Raw genomic sequence first — 24,703 nt, forward strand, 5'->3', positions numbered from 1 at the left:
CCGCACCGGCTCACTCCCGTCCCCTGCGAGGAAGCGGCTACCGATGGCCAATGAAGACAAGCTCCGCGACTACCTCAAGCGGGTCATGGCGGACCTGCACGACACCCGCCGCCGGCTCAGCGAGGCCCAGTCCCAGGAACTGGAGCCGGTGGCGATCGTCGCGATGAGCTGCCGGCTGCCCGGTGGCGTCCGCGACCCGCAGGACCTGTGGGAGTTGCTGACCGACGGCCGGGACGCGGTCGCGCCGTTCCCCGACGACCGGGGCTGGGACCTCGACCGGCTCTACCATCCCGACCCCGACCACCCCGGCACCTCGTACGCCCGCGAGGGCGGCTTCCTCGACGGGGCCGGGGACTTCGACGCCGCGTTCTTCGGCATCAGCCCCCGCGAGGCGCTCACCATGGACCCGCAGCAGCGGCTGCTGCTGGAGACCGCGTGGGAGGCCGTCGAGTCCGCCGGCATCGACCCCGCCACGCTGCGCGGCAGCCGTACCGGAGTGTTCGTCGGCACCAACGGGCAGGACTACGGCACGCTGCTGATGATGTCGCCCGACGGCGACGAGGGCCACTCGATGACCGGCGGGGCGGCGGCGGTCGCCTCCGGCCGGGTGTCGTACACGCTCGGCCTGGAGGGCCCGGCCGTCTCCATCGACACCGCCTGCTCGTCCTCGCTGGTCGCGCTGCACCTGGCCGCGCAGGCGCTGCGGGCGGGGGAGTGCGAGCTGGCGCTCGCCGGTGGCGTCACCGTGATGGCCACCCCCGGCCTCTACATCGGGTCGAGCCGGCAGCGGGCGTTGTCCCCGGACGGGCGGTGCCGCTCCTTCGCCGCCGCCGCCGACGGCGCCGGGTTCTCCGAGGGCGTCGGCTGGCTGCTGGTGGAGCGGCTCTCCGACGCCCGCCGCAACGGGCACCCGGTGCTCGCGGTGCTGCGCGGCAGCGCGGTCAACCAGGACGGCGCGTCGAACGGGCTGACCGCCCCGAACGGGCCAGCCCAGCAGCGCGTGATCAGCCAGGCGCTCACCGCCGCCCGGCTGGCCACCGCCGACGTGGACCTCATCGAGGCGCACGGCACCGGCACCAACCTCGGTGACCCGATCGAGGCGCAGGCGCTGCTCGCCACGTACGGGCAGGACCGCGGCGACGCCGGGCCGGCGCTGCTCGGCTCGGTGAAGTCGAACATCGGGCACGCCCAGGCCGCCGCCGGCGTGGCCGGGGTGATCAAGGTGGTGCTGGCCCTCCGGCACGGACTGGTGCCGGCGACGCTGCACGTCGACGAGCCGTCCCCGCACATCGACTGGTCGTCCGGCGCGCTGGAGCTGGTGACGTCGGCGCGGCCGTGGCCGGAACGCGACCGGCCCCGCCGGGCGGCGGTCTCGTCGTTCGGCATCTCCGGCACCAACGCGCACGTCATCGTGGAACAGGCGCCGGAGTCGCCCGCGCCGCCCGCCGCGGTCCCCGCCCCGGGGCTGCTCGCCGCCGACGTCACCGCCTGGCCGGTCTCCGCCCGGACCCGGGGCGGCCTCGCCGGGCAGGCCGGCCGGCTGGCCGCGCACCTGCGCGCGCACCCGGCCGACCCGGCGACGGTGGCCTGGTCGCTGGCCACCACCCGGTCGACGTTCGACAAGCGGGCCGTGGTGCTCGGCTCGTCGGCCGAGGAGTTGCTGTCCGGCCTCGACGCGCTCGCGGCGGGTTCGCCGTCACCGGCGGTCGTGACCGGCACCGCCGAGCGGCCCGCCGGCCCGGTGTTCGTGTTCCCGGGTCAGGGCGCGCAGTCGGCGCGGATGGCTTCCGGCCTGGTCGGTCGGTGCGCGCCGTTCGACGCGGCGCTGGCCGAGTGCCGGGTGGCTCTCTCTCCCTACCTCGATGTCGATCTGGTGTCGGTGCTGACCGGTGACGACGAGTCGTGGTTGGCGCGGGTCGAGGTGGTGCAGCCGGTGCTGTGGGCGGTGGGTGTCGCCCTGGCCGCGGTGTGGCGGCACGTGGGGGTCAACCCACAGGCCGTGCTCGGGCATTCGCAGGGGGAGATCGGTGCCGCCTGCGTCGCCGGGATCCTGTCGCTTGACGACGCGGCGAAGACGGTGGCGTTGCGGTCGCGGGCGCTGGCGGTGCTGCGCGGTACCGGGACGATGGCGTCGGTGGACCTGTCCGCTGACGAGGTGAGCGCCCGGCTGGGTGGCTTCGATGGTGTCGGGGTGGCGGCGGTCAACGGCCCGGCGACCGTGGTGGTGTCCGGTCCGCCGCAGGCGGTCGCGGACCTGGTCGAGTCGTGTCAGGCCGACGGCGTCCGGGCCCGGTTGATCCCGGTCGACTACGCGTCGCACTCCGCCGCCGTGGAGGAGGTCGCGCAGCAGCTCCGTACGGAGCTGGCCGGTGTGACGCCGCAGGCGGGTCACACGCGTCTGGTGTCCACGTTGACCGGGGAGTGGGTGGACCCGGCGACGATGACGGCCGACTACTGGTACGACAACCTGCGCCGCACGGTCCGGTTCGACATGGCGGTGCGCGCCGCCGTCGAGGCCGGACACACGACGTTCGTGGAGATCAGCCCGCATCCGGTGCTGACCATGCCGGTCACCGCGATCCTGGACGACCTCGGCACCGCCGGGCACACGCTGTCCACGTTGCGACGTGGTGAGGACGACCCGACCCGCCTGCTGACCAACCTGGCCACCGCGCACAGCATCGGCCTGCCGGTCGACCTGACCAGCGTGCTCGCCGGCACGGACACCGTCGCGCTGCCCACCTACGCGTTCGACCACCAGCGGTACTGGCCCGCCCCGCCCCGCTTCGTCACCGACCGCGACGGGGAACCCGACCCCGACCGGTGGCACTACCGGGTCACCTGGACCCCGCTGCCCGACCTGCCGCTGACCCGGCTCACCGGCGCCTGGCTGGTCCCGGCCCCCGCCGACCTGGCCGACGACCCGCTCGTCACCGGCGTGCTCGGCGCGCTCGGCAACGTCGGCGCCGACGCCGTACCCGTGCCCGTCGACCCGGCCGACGACCCGGCCGCGCTCGCCGACCGGCTGCGCGCCGCGCTGCCCGCCGACGGACCCGCCGCCGTGCTCTCCCTGCTCGGCCTCGACGGACGCGCCCACCCCGAGCACCCGGCCACCACGCTCGGCGTCGCTGGCACCGCCCACCTGGTCCAGGCGCTCGGCGCGCTCGGCGTCGAGGCGCCGCTCTGGTGCGCCACCCGCCGCGCCGTCACCACCGGCGACACCGACCCCGCCCCCGACCCGGCCGCCGCCGCGGTCTGGGGCCTCGGCCGGGCCGTCGCGCTGGAACACCCGGCCCGCTGGCGCGGTTTGGTCGACCTGCCCGACCGGCTCGACGCCACCACCGCCGCGCTGCTCGGCGCGGTGCTCGGCGCCGACGGGCCCGAGGACCAGATCGCCGTCCGCGACACCGGCGCCCACGCCCGCCGGCTCACCCGCGACACCGACCTCGCCGACGACACCGTCCGGCTCCGCGACACCGTGCTGATCACCGGCGGCACCGGCGGCCTCGGCGGGCACCTGGCCCGCTGGGCCGCCCGCGCCGGCGCCGCGCACGTGCTGCTGGCCAGCCGCCGCGGCCCCGACGCCCCCGGCGCCGGCGACCTCGCCGCCGAGCTGACCGACCTCGGGGTACGCGTCACCGTGGCCCGCTGCGACGTCACCGACCGCGACCAGCTCGCCGCGCTCCTCGCCGACCTGCCCGACGACGCGCCGCTGCGGGCCGTGCTGCACACCGCCGCCGTGCTCGACGACGGCATCGTGGACACCGTCACCCCGGCCCGCCTGCACACCGTCGCCGCGCCCAAGAGCGCCGCCGCCGACCACCTCGACGCGCTCACCCGCGACCACGAGCTGGACGCGTTCGTGCTCTTCTCCTCCGTCGCCGGCACCACCGGCAACGCCGGCCAGGGCGCGTACGGCGCGGCCAACGCCCACCTCGACGCGCTCGCCCACCGGCGTCGCGCCGACGGGCTGCCGGCGCTCTCCGTGGCCTGGGGCGCCTGGGCCGGCGCCGGCCTGCCCGCCGACAACGAACGCGCCCAGCAGCGGCTGCGCCGCGGCGGCATGGTCGCCATGGACCCGGAACTGGCCGTCGCGGCGCTGGCCCGGGCGTTGGGCCGCGACGAACCCACAGTGGTCGTCGCCGACGTCGACTGGGGCCGCTTCGCGCCCGCGTTCGCGCTGGTCCGGCCCAGCCCGCTGCTCGGCGACCTGCCCGAGGTCACCGACGCGCTGCGGCCCCCGGAGACGCCGGCCACGCCCGAACCGGGCGACCAGCCCGGCTCGGCGCTGGCCCGGCAGCTCGCCGGCCGCACCGCCGCCGAACGCACCGAGACGCTGCGCGACCTGGTCCGCCAGTGCGCCGCCACCGCGCTCGGCTACGGCGCCGCCGACGACGTGCCGGTCACCCGCCCGTTCCGCGACCTCGGCCTCGACTCGCTGACCGCGGTGGACCTGCGCAACCTGCTCGCCACCGCCACCGAACTGCGGCTGCCCGCCACGCTCGCGTTCGACTACCCGAACCCGGCGGTGCTGGCCGGGCACCTCGACGAGCTGCTCACCGGCGCCGGCGCGCCGGTCGACGGGCCGGCCGCCGTGGCCACCCCCGACGAGCCGCTGGCCGTGGTGGCGATGAGCTGCCGCTTCCCCGGCGGCGCGGACGACCCGGAACGGCTGTGGCAACTGCTCGCCGCCGGCGGCGACGCCATCGGCGACTTCCCCACCGACCGGGGCTGGGACCTCGACCGGCTCTTCGACACCGACCCCGCCGTCGAGGGCACCAGCTACGCCCGCCAGGGCGGCTTCCTGCCCGACGTGGCCGACTTCGACCCCGGCTTCTTCGGCATCTCGCCCCGCGAGGCGCTCGCCATGGACCCGCAGCAGCGGTTGCTGCTGGAGACCTCGTGGGAGGCGATCGAACGCGCCGGCATCGACCCCCGGACGCTGCGCGGGACCCCCACCGGCGTCTTCGTCGGCACCAACTACCAGGACTACCGCAACCTCATGCTCACCGCCGAGGGCGCCGAGGGGCACCTGATGACCGGCAACGCCGGCAGCGTGCTCTCCGGCCGGGTGTCGTACACGCTCGGGCTGGAAGGGCCGGCCGTGTCCGTCGACACCGCCTGCTCCTCGTCGCTCGTCGCGCTGCACTGGGCCGGCCAGGCGCTGCGCGCCGCCGAGTGTTCCCTGGCGCTGGTCGCCGGCGTCACCGTGATGTCCACCCCCGGCGTGTTCGTCGGCTTCAGCCGGCAACGTGGACTCTCCCCGGACAGCCGGGTCAAGGCGTTCGCCGCCGGCGCCGACGGCACGAGCTGGGGCGAGGGCGTCGGCGTGCTGCTCGTCGAGCGGCTCTCCGACGCCCGCCGCAACGGCCACCCGGTGCTCGCCGTGGTGCGGGGCAGCGCGGTCAACCAGGACGGCGCGTCCAACGGGCTCACCGCCCCCAACGGGCCGGCCCAGCAGCGGGTCATCCGCGCGGCGCTGGCCAACGCCCGGCTCGACGCGGGCGACGTGGACGCGGTCGAGGCGCACGGCACCGGCACCCGGCTCGGCGACCCGATCGAGGCGCAGGCGCTGCTCGCCACGTACGGGCAGGGCCGCCCCGAGGACCGGCCGCTGCTGCTCGGCTCGATCAAGTCGAACATCGGCCACACCCAGGCCGCCGCCGGTGTCGCCGGCGTGATCAAGATGATCCTCGCGCTGCGCCACGGCTACCTGCCGCCGACGCTGCACGTCGACGCGCCCAGCGACCAGGTGGACTGGACGACCGGCTCGGTGGACCTGCTGACCGAGGGGCGGCCCTGGCCGCTGACCGGCCGGCCGCGCCGCGCCGCCGTCTCCTCGTTCGGGATCAGCGGCACCAACGCCCACACCATCCTGGAGCAGGCCCCCGAGCCACCGGTGCCGACCGGTGAGCCGGCGGAGCCGCCGGTGGTGCCGGTGCTGCTGTCCGCGCGTACCGCCGCCTCGCTGGCCGCGCAGGCCACGCCGTGGGCCGACCGGCTCGCCGGGCCGACCGCGCCCCCGCTCGTCGACGTCGGCTGGTCCTCGGCGGTGTCCCGGGCCGCGCTGGACCACCGCGCGGTGGTGCTCGCCACCGACCGGCGGGCGCTGCGCGCCGGACTCCGCGCGCTGGCTGCCGGCGACGACTCGCCCGCGCTGGTCACCGGCGCGGTGACCGGCCGGCCCCGGGTGGCGTACCTGTTCTCCGGGCAGGGCGCGCAACGCCCCGGCATGGGCCGCGAACTGGCCGCCGCGTACCCGGTGTTCGCCGACGCGCTGACCGAGGCGTGCGCCGCGCTCGATGAGCACCTGTCCCGCCCGCTGCGCCCGCTGCTCGACGCCGACCCCGGCAGCGACACCGCGGCGCTGCTGGACCGCACCGAGTTCACCCAGCCGGCGCTGTTCGCCGTCGAGGTGGCGCTGTTCCGGCTGCTCAGCGCGTGGGGCCTGCGCCCGGACGCGGTGGCCGGGCACTCCATCGGCGAGTTCGCCGCCGCCCACGCCGCCGGCGTGCTCACCCTGGCCGACGCCGCCGAACTGGTCGCCACCCGGGGCCGGCTCATGGCGGCGCTGCCCGACGGCGGCGCCATGCTCGCGGTCGCCGCGAGCGAGGACGACGTCCGCGCCACGCTCGCCGACGGGCTCGCGCTCGCCGCGGTCAACGGCCCCGCCGCCGTCGTGGTCGCCGGCCCCACCGACGCCGTCGACGCCGCCGCCGCAGACTGGACCGCCCGGGGGGTACGCACCCGACGACTCACCGTCAGCCACGCGTTCCACAGCCCGCTGATGGAACCGGTGCTCGACGAGCTGGCCGCGCTCGCCGCCCGGCTGCCGCACCACCCGCCGACCGTGCCACTGATCTCCACCGTCACCGGCGCGCCGGTCGACGTGGCCGGCATCGGCGCGCCCGGCTACTGGGCCCGGCACGCCCGCGACACCGTCCGCTTCGCCGACGCGGTCACCGCGTTGCGCGAGCACGGCTGCACCGCGTACCTCGAGGTCGGCCCGGACGCGGTGCTCACCGCGCCGGCCCAGGGCGTGCTGGCCGCCCACGGGCCGGTCCCGCCGGTGCTGCCCACGCTGCGCCGGGACCGGCCGGAACCGCTCACCCTGCTGCGCGCGGTCGCCGCGCTGCACGTGCACGGCGTGGGCGTGGACTGGCCGGCGCTCCACGCCGACGCCGACCCGCAGCCGGCCGACCTGCCCACCCACGTGTTCGACAGGCAGCGCTACTGGCCGCAGCCGCCGGCCTGGCTGACCGCGCCGCCGACCGAGGACACCGCCGTGGAACGCCGGTTCTGGGCGGCCGTCGAAGCCGAGGACCTGGACGGCCTGCTCACCGAGCTGGACGTGGCCCCGGACCAGCCGTTCGACACGGTGCTGCCGGCGCTGTCGGCGTGGCGGCGACGCGGTCAGGAACGGTCGATGGTGGACGGCAGCCGCTACCGGGTGCGCTGGGAGCCGGTCGACGCCCCCACCGGGCCCGCGCCGGACGGTCCGGGCCGCTGGCTGGTGCTGCTGCCCGCCGACCGGGCCGCCGAACCGGACCTGGTCGCGCTGGCCGGTGCGCTCGGCCCGGCGGCCACCACCGCGCCGGTGGACACCGCCGTCGACGCCGACGAACTGGCCGCCCGGCTGACCGACCTGGTCGCCGCCGCCACCGCCGACGGGCCGACCCACATCCTGTCCCTGCTCGGACTGGACGAGACGCCGCACGCCGAGCACCCGACGCTGCCGCGCGGCCTGGCCGCCACCGTCGGACTGCTCCAGGCGCTCACCGACCTGGACGCGCCGGCCCGGCTCTGGTGCGCCACCCGGGGGGCCGTCGACGTCGGTGACACCCCGCCCCGCCCCCGCCAGGCGGCGCTGTGGGGCCTCGGTCGCGTCGCCGCGCTGGAACAGCCCGCCCGCTGGGCCGGCCTGGTCGACCTGCCCGCCACCGTGGACGACGAGGTCGCCCGCCGGCTCGCCACGCTGCTGACCACCACCGCCGAGGACCAGCTCGCGGTGCGCGGCGACGGGACGTACGCCCGGCGGCTCGCCCCCGCCGCCACCGACGGGGAGCGCACGCCGTGGCAGCCGCGCGGCACCGTCCTGATCACCGGCGGCACCGGCGCGCTCGGCGGGCACGTGGCCCGCTGGGTGGCCGACGCCGGCGCCGAACGCATCGTGCTGACCAGCCGGCGCGGCGTCGACACGCCGGGCGCGGCCGACCTGCTGGCCGAGCTGACCGCGTCCGGCGTCGACTGCCGGGTCGCCCGCGCCGACGCCGCCGACCGGACCGCCATGGCCGCGCTGCTCGCCGATCTGCGCGCCGACGGGCCGCCGCTGCGCGCGGTGGTGCACGCCGCCGGCGTCAGCGAGGTGGTGCCGCTGGCCGAGACCACGCTGGAGGACCTGGCGTACGTCATCGGTCCGAAACTGGCCGGCGCGGAACTGCTCGACGAGCTGCTCGACGGCGTCGAACTGGACGCGTTCGTGCTCTTCTCCTCCATCGCCGCCACCTGGGGCAGCGGCGGGCAGGGCGGATACGCGGCCGGCAACGCCGCGCTGGACGCGTTCGCCGAGCGACGGCGGGCGCACGGGCTGCCCGCCACGTCGGTGGCCTGGGGGCCGTGGACCGAGTCCGGCATGTTCGACGACGACGCGCCGGAGCAACTGCGCCGCCGTGGCCTGCGGGTGCTGCCGCCCGAGCCGGCGATGGCCGGGCTGCGGCACGCGCTCGCCGCCGACGACACCTGCGTCACCGTCGCCGACGTCGACTGGGCCACGTTCCACCCGCTGTTCACCGCGTTGCGGCCCAGCCCGCTGCTGGCCGACCTGCCGGCCGTGCGGGCGCTCGCCGTCGCCGCCGAGCCGGTCACGGCGGTCGGGCCGGCGGGCCGGGACCGGCTCGCCGAGCTGCGCGCGCTGACCGTCGACGACCGCCGGGACGCGCTGCTGGACCTGGTACGCACCGACGCGGCGAAGGTGCTCGGCCACCCCTCGGTCGACGCGGTCGAGGCGGAACGGGGCTTCCTCGACCTCGGGTTCGACTCGCTGACCGCGGTGGAGCTGCGCAACCTGCTCACCGCCGCGACCGGGCGGGAGCTGCCCACCACAGTGGTGTTCGACTACCCGACCCCGGCCGGGCTGGCCGCGTACCTCGACGACGAGCTGTTCCCCGGCGGCGACGAGCCGGCCGGCGGCGCCGACGAGGAGACGGTCCGGCGGGTGCTCGCGGCCATCCCGCTGGACCGGCTGCGCCAGGCCGGCCTGCTCGACCAGTTGCTGCGCCTCGGCCAGGACACCGCCGCGCCGGCCGTCGATCCGGCCCCGGACGTGCCGGCGGCCGAGATCCACGACCTCGACGTCGCCGGACTGGTCCGGATGGCGCTCGAAGGATCCGACTCGTGACCCGGCCGGCCGCAGGGAGGGCCCGATGAGCGTCTCGCTGGACGAGGTGGTCGGCGCGCTGCGCGCGTCGCTGCTGGACAACCAGAAACTCAAGCAGCAGAACCAGCAGCTCACCGACCGGCTCACCGAACCGGTGGCGATCATCGGGATGAGCTGCCGTTTCCCCGGCGGGGTGCGCTCGCCCGAGCAGCTCTGGGAGCTGGTCGACGCGGGCCGCGACGCGATGGCGCCGTTCCCCGCCGACCGGGGCTGGGACCTCGACGCGCTCTACGACACCGACCCGGCCAGCCGGGGCACCTCCTACGTCCGCGACGGCGGTTTCCTGCCCGACGCCGGCGACTTCGACCCGGCGTTCTTCGGCATCAGCCCGCGCGAGGCCCTCGCCATGGACCCGCAGCAGCGGCTGCTGCTGGAGACCGCGTGGGAGGCGTTCGAGTCCGCCGGCGTCGACCCCACCGCGCTGCGCGGCGCGCCCACCGGCGTGTACGCGGCCACCAGCAGCCAGGGCGACTACGCGGCGCTGCTCACCGGCGTCGGCGGCGGCGTCGAGGGCTACCTCGGCACCGGCAGCGCGGCGGCGGTGGCCAGCGGCCGGATCGCGTACGCGCTGGGCCTGGAGGGCCCGGCGATCACCGTGGACACCGCCTGCTCGTCGTCGCTCGTCGCGCTGCACCTGGCCTGCCAGGCGCTGCGGCTGGGGGAGTGCACGCTGGCGCTGGCCGGCGGCGTGTCCGTGATGGCCACCCCCACCGTCTTCGTGGAGTTCTCCCGGCAGCGCGGCCTGTCCACCGACGGCCGGTGCAAGTCGTTCGCCGCCGCCGCCGACGGCACCGGCTGGTCCGAGGGCGTCGGCATGCTGCTCGTCGAGCGGCTCTCCGACGCCCGCCGCCACGGCCACCCGGTGCTCGCCGTGGTACGTGGCACCGCGGTCAACCAGGACGGCGCCAGCAGCGGCCTCACCGCGCCCAACGGCCCCGCCCAGCGGAAGGTGATCCGGGCCGCGCTGGCCAACGCCGGGCTCACCGCCGCCGAGGTGGACGTGGTGGAGGCGCACGGCACCGGCACCACGCTGGGCGACCCGATCGAGGCGCAGGCGCTGTTGGCGACCTATGGGCAGGACCGTTCCACGCCGCTGCTGCTCGGCTCGGTCAAGTCGAACATCGGGCACACCCAGGCCGCCGCCGGCGTCGCCGGGATCATCAAGATGGTGCTCGCCATGCGGCACGGCCGGCTCCCGGCCACGCTGCACGTCGACCGGCCCACCCCGCACGTCGACTGGACGGCCGGCGCGGTGGAGCTGCTGACCGACGCGCGGCAGTGGCCGGCGTCCGACCGCCCGCGCCGGGCCGGCGTCTCCGCGTTCGGCGTCAGCGGCACCAACGCCCACGCCGTCATCGAACAGGTCGAGGACCCGCCGACTCCGCCGGCCGGCCGCCCCGCCCCGCCGGCGCCCTGGGTGGTCTCCGCGCGTTCCGGGCCGGCGCTCGCCGGGCAGGCCCGTCGGCTGCTGGAGCACCTCGACACCCACCCCGACCTGCGCCCGGCCGACGTCGCGTACGCGCTGCTCACCACGCGGGCGGCGCTGCCGCACCGGGCCGCGGTCACCGGCGACGACCCGGCGGCGCTGCGCGCCGGGCTGCGCGCGGTCGCCGAGGACCGGCCCGCGCCCGGCGTGGTCCGCGGCGTGGCCCGGACCGCCGGCAAGCTCGCCGTCCTCTTTCCCGGGCAGGGCGGCCAACGGCCCGGCATGGGCGCCGAGCTGCACCGCCGGTTCCCGGTCTTCGCCGCCGCGTTCGACGAGGTGGCCGCCGAACTCGACAGGCACCTGAGCCGGCCGCTGCGCGAGGTGGCGTTCGTCGCGCCGGACACCCCCGAGGCGGCGCTGCTGGACCGCACCGAGTGGACCCAGCCCGCGCTCTTCGCCTACCAGGTGGCCGCGTACCGGCTGGTCACCGCGCTCGGTCTGCGCCCGGCACACCTGCTGGGCCACTCCGTCGGCGAGCTGGCCGCCGCGCACGTCGCCGGCGTGCTGTCGCTGCCCGACGCGGCCACGCTGGTGGCCGCCCGGGCCCGGCTCATGCAGGCGCTGCCGGCCGGTGGCGCGATGCTCGCGGTCCGCGCGTCCGTCGCCGAGGTGACGCCGCTGCTCGACGCGCGGGTGGCGCTGGCCGCGGTGAACGGCCCCGAGTCGGTGGTGCTCTCCGGTGACGAGGACGCGGTGCTCGCCGCCGGGGAACGGCTCGCCGCCCAGGGCCGCCGGACCCGCCGGCTGCGGGTCGGCCACGCGTTCCACTCGGCCCGGATGGACGACATGCTGGCCGAGTTCCGGGTGGTCGCCGAGAAACTCACCTGGCAGCCGCCGAGCGTGCCGCTGGTCTCCGACCGCACCGGCGAGCCGCTCACCGACGCGCAAGCCACCGACCCGGGCTACTGGGTCGAGCACGTCCGCGACACGGTGCGGTTCTCGTCGGCGGTGGCCACGCTCGCCGCCGCCGGGACCGGCACCTTCCTGGACCTGGGTCCGGACGCCGCGCTGACCGCGCTGGCCCGCGAGTGCCTGCCCGACGCCGAGCCGGCCGCGTTCGTGCCGGTCGCCCGGCGTGAGCTGGCCGAACCGGCCGGCCTGCTCGCCGCGCTCGCCGCCGTGGACCTGCGCGGCGCCGGCGTACGCTGGCCCGCGCTGTTCGCCGGCACCGACGCGACCCGGGTCGACCTGCCCACGTACGCGTTCGCGCACGAGCGGTTCTGGCCCGACCCGATCCGGCTCGACCTGGGCCCCCGCCCCGCCGACCCGGCCGACGGCGAGTTCTGGTCCACCGCCGAGGACGGCGACCCGGCCGCGCTGGCCGCCCTGCTCGGTCTCGACGACGACGCCGCCGGCCCGCTCGGCGACCTGCTGCCGGCGCTGACCGGCTATCGGGACCGTCGCCGCCGGACGACCACCCTGGACGGACTGCGCTACCGGACCGGCTGGACCCCGGTCGAGCCGCCGACCGGCGCCGCGCCGACCGGACCCTGCCTGATCGTCGGCCCACCCGGCGACCTGCTCGACGCGGTGACCGACGCGGTACGCGCCGAGGGCCTGGACCCGGTGCCCGTCCCGGCGCCGCCCGGCGTCGACCCGGTCGCCGTGCTGCGTGACCGCCTCGACACGGTCACCCCGGTCCGGGTGATCTCGCTGCTGCCCGCCGTCGCCGCCGGCCACGCGTCGGCGGACACCGGAGCGCCGGCGGCCGGACCGGGGCCGGGCACCGGCGCGGCCGGATCGGGGCCGGCCACCGGCGCGGCCGGATCGGCGGCCACCGGCGACGCGGCCGGAGCGACGGCCACCGCCGGCGCGCACGTCCTCGCCGGCACCGTCGCGCTGGTGCGGGTGCTCGCCGACGCCGGGGTCACCGCGCCGCTGTGGTGCGTCACCCGGGGCGCGGTCGCCGTCGACGCCGACGACCCGGCGCCCGACCCGGCGGGCGCCACCGTCTGGGGCCTCGGCCGGGTGCTGGCGTTGGAACACCCCCGGCTCTGGGGCGGCCTGCTGGACCTGCCCGCCGACCCGGCCGGCCCGGACGCCGTCCGGCTCGCCCGCGTGGTGGCGGGGGACGGCGTCGAGGACCAGCTCGCGATCCGCGCCGGTGGCCTGCGCGCCCGCCGGCTGGAACGCGCGCCGGCCGGCGTCGACCGGCCGTGGCGGCCGGACGGCGCGGTGCTGGTGCACGGCGACGCCCCGGTCCGCCGCCCGTACCTGCTGCGCCGGCTCGCCGAGGCGGGCGCGACCCACCTGCTGGTGGCCGGCCTACCCCGGCCTGCCGACATCGACCGGGCCGGCGACGGGCGGACCACGGTGGACGGCGTCGAGAGCACGGACGGCGTCGAGCGGACCACCGTCGACGGCGCGGAGCGGCTCACGGTGCACGGCGTCGAGGTGACCACCGTGGCCGGTCCGGAGGCGCTGTCCGCCGCGTTGGCGCGACTGGCCGCGGCCGGCACGCCGGTGCGTACCGTGCTGCACGTGGCCGACGCCGGCGGAGCCGGCGAGCCGGTCGCGGCGGCCGACCCGGACCGGTTGGCCGGCACCGTCGGCGCGCACCTGGCCGCGGTGGCCCGCCTCGACGCCGTCTGCGCCGACCACCCGGTCGACAAGTTCCTGATCTTCGTCTCCACGGCCGCCACCTGGGGCAGTGGCGGCGCCGCGGTCACCGCCGCGACCGGCGCCGGCCTGGCCGCCCTCGCCGCCCGCCGCCGCGCCGCCGGTCGACCGGCCACCGTGCTGGCGTGGGCGCCGTGGCACGGCGAGGTCACCGACCCCGAGCAGCTCCGCCGCCGGGGCGTCCGCCCGCTGGACCCCGGTGTGGCCCTCGACGCGCTGGACCGGGCCGTCGCCGCCGGCGGCGACGAGGTCGCCGTCGCGGACGTCGACTGGCCGGCGTTCGTGCCCGCGTTCACCGCGGTCCGGCCGGCCCCGCTGCTGCGCGGCGTGCCGGACGCGGTGACCGAACCGACCGCCCCGGCCGCCGGGAGCGGCTCCGACCCGGCGACCGCGCTGCGGGACCGGCTGGCCGCCGTGCCCGCCGCCGACCGGCGCCGGATCCTGCTGGACCTGGTCCGGGCGCAGGCCGCCACCGTCCTCGGACACGCCGGGCCGGGCGCGGTCGAGGAGGACCGGGACTTCCTGGAGCTGGGCTTCGACTCGCTCACCGCGCTGGAGCTGCGCGACGCGCTGCGCCAGGAGACCGGCGCGGAGCTGTCCGCCACCCTGCTCTTCGACCACCCCACCCCGGTCGCGCTGGCCGGCCACCTGCTCGGCGCGATCCTCGGCGGGCCGGCCGCCGACGCGCCCGCCGACGCGGCGTCACCGGAGGGCGCGGGCGGCCTGCTCGGCGGGCTGTTCCGGCAGCCCAAGGCGCGCGCCGACGCGGCCGGGTACGCCGAGCTGCTGGTCAAGCTGGCCCAGTTCCGGCCCAGCTTCCGCACCCCGGAGGAGCTGACCCGACCGGCGGCCGTCATGCGGCTGGCCGACGGGCCGGCCACGCCGGTGGTCTGCTGCTGCACCATGTCGCTGCTCTCCGGCGCGCACGAGTACGCCCGCGTCGCCGCCGGGATGCGCGGCCGGCGGGACGTGTGGGCGCTGCCCAACCCCGGCTTCGGCGTCGGCGAGGAGCTGCCCGCCGACCTCGACGCGCTGCTGCGGGTGCACGCGGACACCGTGCTGCGCGCGGTCGGATCCGGCGACTTCGTGCTGGCCGGCCACTCCGGCGGCGCGATGGTGGCCAACCTGCTCGCCGCCGAGCTGGAGGGGCAGGGCCGCGCCCCGGCCGCGGTGGTGCTGATGGACACCTACCCGGCCGGCAGCGAGGTGCTCGGCGGCTGGACCTCGCAGCTTCTCGACGGGATGGTCGAGCGGGACAGCGCGTACACCCCGATGGACGACCACCGGGCCACCGCGTGGGCCGGCTACCTGCCGCTGTTCCTGGACTGGAACCCCACGCCGATGGCCGCGCCGACGCTGCTCGTACGCGCCGGCGAGCCGCTGGGGGAGTGGACCGGGGAACCCGACGGGTGGAAGTCGGTGTGGCCGTACCCGCACGAGACGCGGGACGCGGCCGGCGACCACTTCACCATGGTCGGCGAACGCGGCCCGGAGCTCGCCGCCACCGTCGACGCGTGGCTCGCCGAGCGGGGGCTGTGAGGCCGCCCCTTGGCTGCCCCTAACGCCCCCTATCGCGGTGGCGGACAACTGTCTTACCAGGAACCAGGACGGGAGCATGACGACGTGGACGAGGCAGTGGTGGTCGACGGGCTGGTCAAGAAGTACCGGCCCGACATGCCGCCGGCGGTGGACGGACTGAGTTTCTCGGTCGCCGCGGGCGAGGTCTTCGGTCTGCTCGGGCCGAACGGCGCGGGTAAGACCACGACGATCGGGGTGCTGACGACCCGGGTGCGGGCCACCTCCGGTCGTGCCCTGGTCTGCGGCGCGGACGTGTCCCGCGCGCCGGCCGTGGCCCGGCAACTGCTCGCGGTGGTGCCGCAGCGGGTCAACCTGGACCGGTCGCTCACCGTCCGGCAGAACCTGCTGTTCCACTCCGCGTACCACCGGGTGTCCCGGGCCCGCCGGGTGAAGCGGGCCGACGAGCTGCTGGAACAGATGGGCCTGAAGGACTTCGCGAAGGCCCGCACCGACTTCCTCTCCGGCGGCCTGGCCCAACGCACCATGATCGCCCGGGCGTTGATGCACGCCCCCCGGGTGCTCTTCCTCGACGAGCCGTCCGCCGGTCTCGACCCGCAGTCCCGGCTGTTCGTGCACGAGCGGATCGCCGACCTGAAGCGGTCCGGGGTCACCGTCGTGGTGACCACGCACGACATGGAGGAGGCGGAGAAGCTCTGCGACCGGGTCGGCATCGTCGACCACGGCAAGCTGCTCACCCTGGACACGCCGACCGCGCTGACCCGGACGCTGCCCGGCAGCAGCACGCTGACGCTCGTGGTCGCGCCCGGCGCCCCGGCCGAGGCGGTGCAGACCGCGCTGACCGACGTGCCGGACGTGGAACGCGTCGAACGGCTGCGCGCGGGCGGCGCGGCGGAGCTGCCGATGTTCCCCGGCATGCCCATGATGCCGACGCCGGAGGATCCGGACGCGCCGCTGTCGTTCCGGGTCTACACCGCCGGTGCGCCGGCCAACGCCGTGCCGATGGCGTTGAAGGTCCTCACCGACCTCGGCTGCGAGGTCCGTGACCTCAGCGTCGGCCAGCCCAGCCTGGAGGACGTCTTCATCCACCTGACCGGAAGGGACCTTCGGTGACCGTCACCGCCCCCGCCGCGCCGGCGCCGCCGGCCGTCACCGCACCCCCGCCGGTACGCCTGCGCGACCAGCTCACCACGTTCCGGGCGGTGCTCTGGCGCGACGTCTTCGTCACCAGCCGGGAGCTGGGCGGATTCATGGCCCAGGTCTTCCTCCAGCCGCTGTTCATGCTGTTGATCTTCGGCAAGGTGCTCAAGGATCTCGGCTACGCCAGCGACGACTTCGCCAACGTGCTGCTGCCCGGCGTCATCGCGCTCAACGCGTTCCTGATCGGGCTGGAGAACACCGCGCTGCCGATGGTGATGGACTTCTCCTTCACCCGGGAGATCGAGGACCGGCTGCTGTCGCCGATGGCGATCCCGCTCGTCGCGTTCGAGAAGATCGTCTTCGGCGCGATCCGGGGCCTGGTCGCCGGGCTGGTGCTCATCCCGGTCGGCATGCTGATCCTCGGCGTCACCTGGCCGCTGTCCACGCTGCTGCCGGTGATCGGCGTGCTGGCCGCCGGCGCGCTGGTCGGCGCCGCCCTGGGTCTGACGTTCGGCACCCTGGTCCCGCCGCACCGCATCCAGATCATGTTCACGGTCACGCTGACGCCGCTGATGTTCACCGGCGCCACCCAGTTCCCGCTGCGCGCGCTGGACTCGCTGCCCTGGTTCCAGGTGGTCTGCGCGCTCAACCCGCTCACCTACGTCAGCGAGGCCACCCGGTCGCTCGTCGCGCCGCCCGGCGTCCAGTCGGTGCCGCTCTGGCTGGACCTGGTCGTGCTCGCCGGGGTGTTCGTGGTCTTCACCGCCGTCGGCATCCGCGGCTTCATGCGCCGGGCGATGGACTAGGGGACGGCCGCGATGACCCCCGACGACGCCCCGCTGCTGCTGGTCAGCTCCGGCAGCGCGGGGCTGTTCAACCCGCTGCTCACGCTGGCCGGCGAGCTGAAGCGCCGGGCCGCCCGACCGGTCCGGTTCGCCTGCACCGACGAGCGGCGGGCCGAGATCGAGGCGCTGCCCGGCGACGGCGACGTGCGGTTCGTCTCGCTCGGCCCGCCCCGGGTGGAGGTCCGCCCGGAGCACTGGGACGACGAGACGCACCACCGGATGTCCACCGGCTCCCGGGTGGTGAACTTCGCCAGCTACGTCGACGCGTCCACCGACTTCGACCACCTGCACGAGCTGTACGAGCGCTGCCTGGCGGTCATCGACGAGGTGCGGCCGGCGCGGGCGGTGGTGGACTCGTTCGCCTCGTTCGGCCTGGACGCGGCCATCACCCGCGGGGTGCCGTTCGTCATCAGCGTCACGGTGCCGCCGTCGAACTTCCTCCAGGACAGCCTGCCGCCGACGTACCCGATGTCGTTGTCCGGGCTGCCACTGGCGATGAACCCCAGCCAGCGGGCGGCGAACGACCGCTACCGGGCCGCGCTGGTGGCCACGCTCACCGAGCCGGAGCGGCTCGCCCGCAGCACCGCCGCCGCGGCACGGCGCGCGGACGCCGGCATCAGCAACGTCGAGCTGCGCCCCTCCCAGTACGCCGAGGCGGCCCAGGCGCTGCTCGCCTACACGGTGTTCGGGCTGGAGTACCCGTTCGACACCGCGCCGGCGAACCTGCGCATGGTGGGCTCGATGGTGCCCCGGGAGATCGTGCCGAGCCCGGACGGCGCCGACCTGCGGGCCTGGCTCGACGCCCACGAGTCGGTGGTCTACGTCGGCTTCGGCACCATCATGCGCCCGACCGCCGCGCAGGTGGCCGCGCTGGTCGAGGTGGCCGCCCGGCTCGGGCCGGCGCACCAGGTGCTGTGGAAGCTGCCCGCCGCCCGGCACGCGTTGCTGCCGCCGGCCGACGAACTGCCACCGAACCTGCGCGTCGAGTCGTGGCTGCCGTCGCAGGTGGAGGTGCTGGCGCACCCGCACGTCCGGGTGTTCTTCAACCACGCCGCCGCGAACGCGATCCACGAGGCGGCCTGGTTCGGGGTGCCGCAGCTGGTGATGCCGTTCTGGTTCGACTGCTACGACGGGGCGGTGCGGGTGGTCGACGCCGGCGTGGCGCTGGCGGTCGAGCACGAGGACCCGCTCGACGTCGACGACATCGTCGGGAAGCTGCGCCGGCTGCTGGCCGAGCCGTCCTTCCGGGACCGCGCCGCCCGCTGGCGTGACTGCCTGCGCCACGCCGGCGGCGTGACCGCCGCCGCCGACCTCGTGCTGAGCGGATAAGGAAGGGCCCCTTCTTAACGCATTCGGTAGAGGCGGGGCCCCTTGTTAACACCCGGTGTTAACAAGGGGCCCCGCCTTACACCGACGGTCGGGTCAGGACGCGGCGGGCTGGATCTCCTCGCCCAGCGGCTCGGCGAAGGCCACCAGTCGGGCCGGCAGGTCCGAGCGGCGCTTGACGTCGAGCTTGCGGTAGACCCGGGTCAGGTGCTGCTCCACGGTGCTCACCGTGATGAACAGCTTGCTGGAGATCTGCCGGTTGGTGTGGCCCTGGGCGGCGAGCGCCGCGACCCGGCGTTCGGCCTCACTGAGTCCGTCCTCCGGCTCCGGCGTCTCGGCCGGCGGACCCGCCGGCACGCTGCCCGGCTCGCGCCGGACCAGCCGTTGCGCCAGCACGGAGGCGCCGCAGTCCTGCGCCAGCTGGTACGCCCGACGGACCAGCAGCCGCGCCTGCGCCGAGTCGCCGGCCCGTTGCAGCGTCTGCCCGGTGTCCCCGAGCGCCCGGACCAGCTCCAGTCGGTCGCCGCAGCCCTGCAACAGGTTCACCGCCTCGGAGAGCAGCTTGCGCCGGTGGTCCGGCGCGGTGGTGCCGGCGAGCAGCCGCAGCGCCCGGCCCCGGGTACGGTCGTCCACCCCGTGCGGCACCCGCAACTGCTCCTGGAGCAACTGGGTGGCGTGCGCCTTGTTGCCCACCGCGAGCTGTACCCGGGCCAGCTCCAGCCGCCAGGGCACCAGCCCGGCCACGTCCACGCCCCAGGCGCGCATGAGTTCGCCGCACCGACGCAGGTCGGTGGTGGCCGCGTGGGCCCGGCCGAGCGCCAGGTGGTGGCGGGCCCGGGCGGCCAGGTAGTGCAGCCCGAGCGGGGTGCGGAAGGCGCCGGCCGGCACGCTCTGCGCCAGCCAGCGGTCCGCCTCGGCGTGTCGACCGGACTCGGTGGCGCAGGAGATCAGCGTGGCCAGCGGGCCGGCCGCGGCGACTCCCCAGGCGGCCACCGGCAGGTCGTCGAGCGCGGCCCGGGCCTGCTGGTCGGCCACGGTCAGGTCGCCCAGCCGCAGCGCCGCCTCGGCGCGCAGCGCCCGCAGCACCGCCCGCCAGAGCGGGGCGTGCCGCACGGCCGGCCGCTCCAGCAGCGCCGCCGTCCAGGCGGCCACCCGGTCGGCACGCCCGGCCCAGAGCAGCGCCAGCAGCGGCGCGGCCAACATGGGGAGCATGCCGTCGTCGCAGTGGTGGCGGTGCAGCAGTTGTTCGGCGCCGGCCACCGCGTCGTGGTCGCCGGTCGGCGTCAGCGCCGCGCCGACGAGGCCCAGCGCCTGCGCCGGTGAGGAGCCGCCGGCCAGCAGCGCGGTCCGCGGCACACCGGCCGCTTCCCGTACGGCGGCCAGGTGCTCCGGGTGGGAGAGCCCCAGCAGCAGGTGCATCGTCCGGCGACGGCCCGTCGCGTGGGCCTGCTCGTCGTCCCCGGCGCAGCCGGTGATCGCCTCGTCGGCCTCCTCGACCCGCCCCTGCCACAGCAGGTACGGCGCGGCGGACAGGGCGGCGTCGGCCGGCCAGCCGCCCGCCCGGGCGGCGTCGACCAGTTGGTCGAGGTGCCCGTTGACGGCCAGCGGATTGATCTGCCAGCGCGCGCTGACCTGCATGGCGGTGATGGCGACCCGCTGTTCGTCGTCCACCTCGGCGCGGCCGACCAGGCGCAGGCAGCCGGCGGCCACGTCGGGCCGGCCGGCGGCGAGCGCCTGGGCGGCGGCGTCGTGCAGCACGGGAACGGTCCACCCGGCCTCGGCCCACCCGGCGGCGACCAGGTGCTCGGCCACGCCGCCCGGCTCGACACCGTGTTCGTGCAGCACCTCGGCGGCCCGCTGGTGCAGGTCGCGTCGCTCGTCGACGGACATGTCGGCCAGGATGGACCGTCGGATCCTGGGGTGCCGCAGCCGATCATGGTCCAGCAGGCCGGTGGTGCGCAGCATGCTGACCATCGGGGTGACCGACTCCGGCACCACGTCGAGCAGGTGGCCGAGCAGGTCCGCCGGGCCGCCCGGCCGGTCCAGCACCGCCATCGCCTGAGCCACCCGGCGTACGCCCGGCTCGTGCCGGTACAGGCAGCCGAGCACCGCCTGGTCGAACGCGTCGCCGAGGGTGGCGTCCATGGTCGGTTCCTCGTCCGTCGCCGGCCGGGGCTGTTCCTCGATGAGCGCGCGGGTGAGCAGCGGGTTGCCGCCGGTCATCCGCAGGCAGCGCTCGGCGGCCTCGCGGGCCGCCGGCTCGACGTCGTCGTCGACCAGCCGGGCGATCGCCTCCACGGTCAGCGGCGGCAGGGTGATCCGGGTGAAGTGGGGCTGGCTGAACAGTTCGGCCCGGAAGTGCGGGTGCGACGGGCGCAACGTGCGGGCCTCCGCGAGCACCACCATGATCGGGGTGTGCCGCAGCCGGCGGGCGACGTAGAGCAGGCAGTGCAGCGACGCCGGGTCGGCGTGGTGCACGTCGTCGACGGTCAGCACGAGCGGCGCCGACTCGGCCAGTTCGAGCAGCGTGCCGAACAGGCCGTGCAGCACCGGCGCCCACACCTGGTCGGCGGCGTCGTCGCCGCCGTGCCCGGGCTCCGGCGGGGCGGCCGGGGAGTGGCGCAGCAGACGCTCCACCCGTACCCCGGTCTCGGGGTCGAGCCGCGCCCCCTGGAGGAGTTGCCCCAGCACCCCCAGGTGCAGTCCGCGCTCGGCGCGCGACGCGGTTGCGCTGAGCACCCGGCCACCGGCGGTGGCCGCCCAGTCGCCGAACGACTCCAGCACGCTCGTCTTGCCGCTGCCCACCGCGCCGGTGACGAGCGAGACGTGTCCCCTCCGCTGCCGTTCGCAGTTCTGGAAGGTCTCGCGCAGCAGGGTGAGCTGTTCTTCTCGCTGTACCAGCACGTGTGTCGTCAGCCCTTCTCGTCGGCGGCGCCGCGACGGGGTCACCGCCGCCGGCAGGCCGCTCCGCCCGGTGTCGTCGACGACCCCTTCACCCCACCCGTCGCAGACGCGAAACAGGGGGTGAAGCGCACCGGGTCGCCGGCCGGGTGGACCTGGAATCCTCCCCACCGGAACGCGTCGTCGGACGACGGTTCCGGCTCCAGGCGAGTCTGGCATCGGCCCTGGCGTGCGACAACGGTCCCGGGACCCCACCGTTTCGGCGGTAAACCTACGGTGCCGACCGGACGTTAGGGGTTGCGTGGCCGTCCGGAAGGGGGGCGTGGGCCGACCGGATGACGGGCCTGTTTCGCCTCGATGGACAGCAGGTGACGACCGATCGAGGAGAGGAGACCACAATTCGGCGGGGCCCGCAGGCCGAATGGTCGGCCGCGGGCGGACCATCAGGGGTACGGGGGTGGTCGGTCCCAGGGGGTCCGGGGTGGCCGGTCGGGCTCAGCGGTCGAGCCGTAGCCGGGCGGCCAGTTCGCTGCGGGAGTTGACGTCCAGCTTGCGGTAGATCCGGGTCAGCCGCTGCTCGATGGCGCTGACGGTGAGGAACATCCGCTCGGCGATCTCCCGGTTGGTGTGCCCCTGCGCGGCCAGCGCGGCGACCCGGGACTCCGCGTCGCTGAGGCCGGTGAGCAGGATCCCGGCGTCGGAAGCCGGATCGGGCGCGGTGGCCCGGCCGGCCGCGGTCGGCCGCAGTACCGGGATCCCGCACTCCTCGGCCAGGTCCCGCGCGGCCCGGGCCGTGCTGCGCGCCTGACGCAGGTCGCCGGCCTGCTGCTGGGCCTGGCCGAGGTCGCCGAGGGCGCGCGCCAGCTCGACCCGGTCCCCGCACTGGCGCAGCAGCCGTACCGCGCACCGCAGGTGCCGGATCCGCTCCGTTCCCTCCTCGACGGTGCCGAGCACCCGCAGCGCGGCGCCCCGGTAGCGCAGGTCGGTCGGGCGGAGCCGGTCCAGCTCTTCCCGGACCACCTTCTCGGCCTGCTGCCGGCGGCCCATCCGCAGCAGCGCCCGCGCCGATTCGGTCCGCCAGGGGACCAGCGGCGCCTGGTCGAGCCGCCACGAGGTCATCAGCTGCCCGCACAACTGGAAGTCGGCCAGGGCCGCCTCAGGGCTGCCCGCGGCCAGGGCGTGCACCCCCCGGGCGTGCAGGTAGTGCAGGCCGAACGGGGTCTCGAACAGCGTCGGCGGCACCGGCGTACGCAGGCAGGCCGCCGCCTCGTCCCACTCCTCGAGGCAGGTCAGCGTCCACAGTCGGATGGCCAGCGGCGCGCCGATGACGACTCCCCACCCCTTCGGGGACAGCCGGTTGAGCGCCGACTCGGCGAGCTCACGTGCCCGGCGCAGGTCGCCGCGTCGACCCGCCACGGTGGCGGCGACGGCGGTGAGCAGGGCACGCGGCGTCCGGTGCCGGCGGGCGGAGGCGATCCGGTCCAGCCGGTCGCACCACTCGCCGGCCAGGTCGAGCCGGTCGGCGTAGATCATGGCGATCACCGCGCAGACGGCGCTCCACATGTTCGGCTCGTCGTCCAGCCCGAGCGTCCCGAGCGTGCGTTCGGCGTTCTCCAGCGCGCCGAGGTCGCCCCGACCCAGAACCGTGTCGAGCAGGAGAACACCGCGCAGGCGGTGCCGGACCCGGGCGAGGGCGAGCGGGTCCCGGGTGGTGCCGGCCGGTGCGGCGACGCCGTCGAGCGGGACCCCGGGGTAGAGCGTGGCCATCCAGCCCTTGATGATCATCAGGTCGGCGGCCGAGCGCGCGTCCACCCCGTCGGCGCGTTCACCGAGGTGGTGGATGAGTTCCATGGCCCGGCCGATCTGGCCGTGCCAGAGCAGGTACTGGATCGGACCGGCGGCCTGCCGGGTGTCCAGGTGGCCGGCGCGTACGGCGGTGGCGACGCCGAGCAGGTGGGGGACCGCGCCCTGCGGGTCCAGCCGCCACTCGGCGCGGGCCAGGGCGGAGCGGATCCGGGCCCGCAGGCACTCGTCGGCGCAGTCCCGGTTGGCGCGGCGCAGGTAGCGCCGGCCGGTGTCCACGTCGCCGTCGGCCAGCGCCTGCTCGCCGGCGTCGAGCAGGGTCTGCGCCATCCACGGCTCGGCCAGCTCGTCGGCGGTGAGCAGGTGCGGCGCGATCCGCGGCGGCGGGGCGCCGTCATCGTGCAGCAGCTGGGCGGCGGCGCGGTGCAACCGGGCGCGTTCCTCCACCGTCATGCCGTCGAGCACCGCCCGGCGTACCGCCGGGTGGCGGAGGCCGTCGGCGTCGACGAGACCGGCGCTGGTGGCCGCGTCGACGGCGTGCAGGTTCAGCTCGGAGGGGAGGTCGACCAGGTGGGGCAGGAGCGGGCCGTGCAGCGGCTCCTCGGTCACCGCCAGCGCGCGGGCGGTCTTGAGCACCAGGTGTTCGCAGCGGTAGAGACAGCTCAGCACCGCCTCCCGGAACGCCTCGCCGGGTGTCGGCGTCTCGGCGCCGGCCGGGTGGTCGTCGGCCAGCGCGTGCACGAGCAGCGGGTTGCCGCCGCTGATCCGGTACGCCTCGTCGGCGATCCGCCGGGCCACCGGCGCGCCCAGCCGGTCGGCCAGGATCCGGTGTGTTCCGTCCGCGGTGAGCAGGGGCAGCCGGACCCGGTGCAGTCGGGCCGGCTGGAGCAGCTCGGCGTACGCGGTGGGATGCCACGGCCGGGTGCGCGGCGCCTCGGTCAGCACGATCAGCACCGGCAGGCCGGTGACCCGACGGGTCAGGTGGTCGAGGCACCGTAGCGACGGCGCGTCGGCGTGCTGGACATCGTCGACCGCGACCACGGCGGGTGCCCGCGCGACGAGTTCCAGCAGTTCGCCGCCGATCGCGGCGGTGAGCGGGGCGAGCGCCTCCTCGTCGGCCGTCTCGCCCCAACGCAGCACGGCCCGGTCCAGCAGCCGGCCGACGCGGTCGCGGTCGGCGTCGTCCACGGTGGCCCGTCGGACGAGTTGCCGTACCACCTCCAGCGGCACTGTGCGTTCGCTGCGCGACGCGCTGGCGCCGAGGAACGTGACTCCGGCCTCGGCGCACCGTCGGGCGAAGGACTGGAGGAGCGTGGTCTTGCCGGCGCCGACCGGTCCGGTGATCAGCGTGATCGGGCCGGGGGTGAGGGCGGGTCCGCCGGGGTGGAGCAGGCCGGCGAGCCGACCGGTCAGGACGTCGAGATGCCGGTCCCGTTCGGCCATCGTCATCGGGTGGGCCTCCGCCCGGCCGCGGCCCCCGGGCGGGCCGTGCGCCGTGGTCTCCGGTGACACCCGTTGCAGTCAGAGACCCACAAATCCTTGACCCATTCCAATTGGCGAATACCGACAACGATGGTACGACGTGGGCGTTTCATCGAACGTCGCGCCTGG

Annotated in this window: 7 protein-coding genes; 5 read left to right on the top strand and 2 right to left on the bottom strand. The window is 76.3% G+C overall.

Annotation, left to right across the window (positions count from 1 at the left end; all coding sequences use genetic code 11):
• Positions 1–43: 43 nt before the first annotated feature.
• The 5 genes from C8054_RS33215 to C8054_RS11315 all read left to right on the top strand — a co-directional run bounded on the left by C8054_RS33215 (position 44) and on the right by C8054_RS11315 (position 18,391).
• Positions 44–9,397, top strand: coding sequence for a type I polyketide synthase (locus C8054_RS33215; protein ID WP_107156727.1), 9,354 nt, complete (start codon positions 44–46; stop codon positions 9,395–9,397).
• A gap of 25 nt (positions 9,398–9,422) precedes the next feature.
• Positions 9,423–15,080, top strand: coding sequence for a type I polyketide synthase (locus tag C8054_RS33220; RefSeq protein WP_107156728.1), 5,658 nt, complete (start codon positions 9,423–9,425; stop codon positions 15,078–15,080).
• Between the two features lie 84 nt (positions 15,081–15,164).
• On the top strand, positions 15,165–16,190 hold the full coding sequence (locus tag C8054_RS11305) for an ABC transporter ATP-binding protein (protein ID WP_107156729.1): 1,026 nt from the start codon (positions 15,165–15,167) through the stop codon (positions 16,188–16,190).
• A complete protein-coding gene (locus tag C8054_RS11310; RefSeq protein WP_107156730.1) occupies positions 16,187–17,023 on the top strand; it encodes an ABC transporter permease in 837 nt (278 codons plus the stop codon). The genes C8054_RS11305 and C8054_RS11310 overlap by 4 nt, the downstream gene beginning before the upstream one ends.
• Before the next feature lie 12 nt (positions 17,024–17,035).
• Positions 17,036–18,391 (top strand): glycosyltransferase, encoded by a 1,356-nt coding sequence (locus C8054_RS11315; protein WP_107156731.1) that lies wholly within the window; start codon positions 17,036–17,038, stop codon positions 18,389–18,391.
• A gap of 93 nt (positions 18,392–18,484) precedes the next feature.
• Here C8054_RS11315 and C8054_RS11320 read toward each other — a convergent pair whose 3' ends face one another.
• Both C8054_RS11320 and C8054_RS11325 read right to left on the bottom strand, forming a co-directional pair.
• Positions 18,485–21,292 (bottom strand): AAA family ATPase, encoded by a 2,808-nt coding sequence (locus C8054_RS11320; protein ID WP_107156732.1) that lies wholly within the window; start codon positions 21,290–21,292, stop codon positions 18,485–18,487.
• Positions 21,293–21,784: 492 nt separating this feature from the next.
• Positions 21,785–24,541 (bottom strand): AAA family ATPase, encoded by a 2,757-nt coding sequence (locus C8054_RS11325; protein ID WP_107156824.1) that lies wholly within the window; start codon positions 24,539–24,541, stop codon positions 21,785–21,787.
• Positions 24,542–24,703 lie beyond the last annotated feature (162 nt).

The organism is Micromonospora sp. RP3T (assembly GCF_003027925.1).
Classification (GTDB): Bacteria; Actinomycetota; Actinomycetes; order Mycobacteriales; family Micromonosporaceae; genus Micromonospora.

Excerpts from the sequence above, each read along its gene's own strand:
- C8054_RS33215 (WP_107156727.1), top strand. The coding sequence starts at position 44 with ATGGCCAATGAAGACAAGCTCCGCGACTACCTCAAGCGGGTCATGGCG.
- C8054_RS33220 (WP_107156728.1), top strand. The coding sequence starts at position 9,423 with ATGAGCGTCTCGCTGGACGAGGTGGTCGGCGCGCTGCGCGCGTCGCTG.
- C8054_RS11315 (WP_107156731.1), top strand. The coding sequence starts at position 17,036 with ATGACCCCCGACGACGCCCCGCTGCTGCTGGTCAGCTCCGGCAGCGCG.
- C8054_RS11325 (WP_107156824.1), bottom strand. The coding sequence starts at position 24,541 with ATGACGATGGCCGAACGGGACCGGCATCTCGACGTCCTGACCGGTCGG.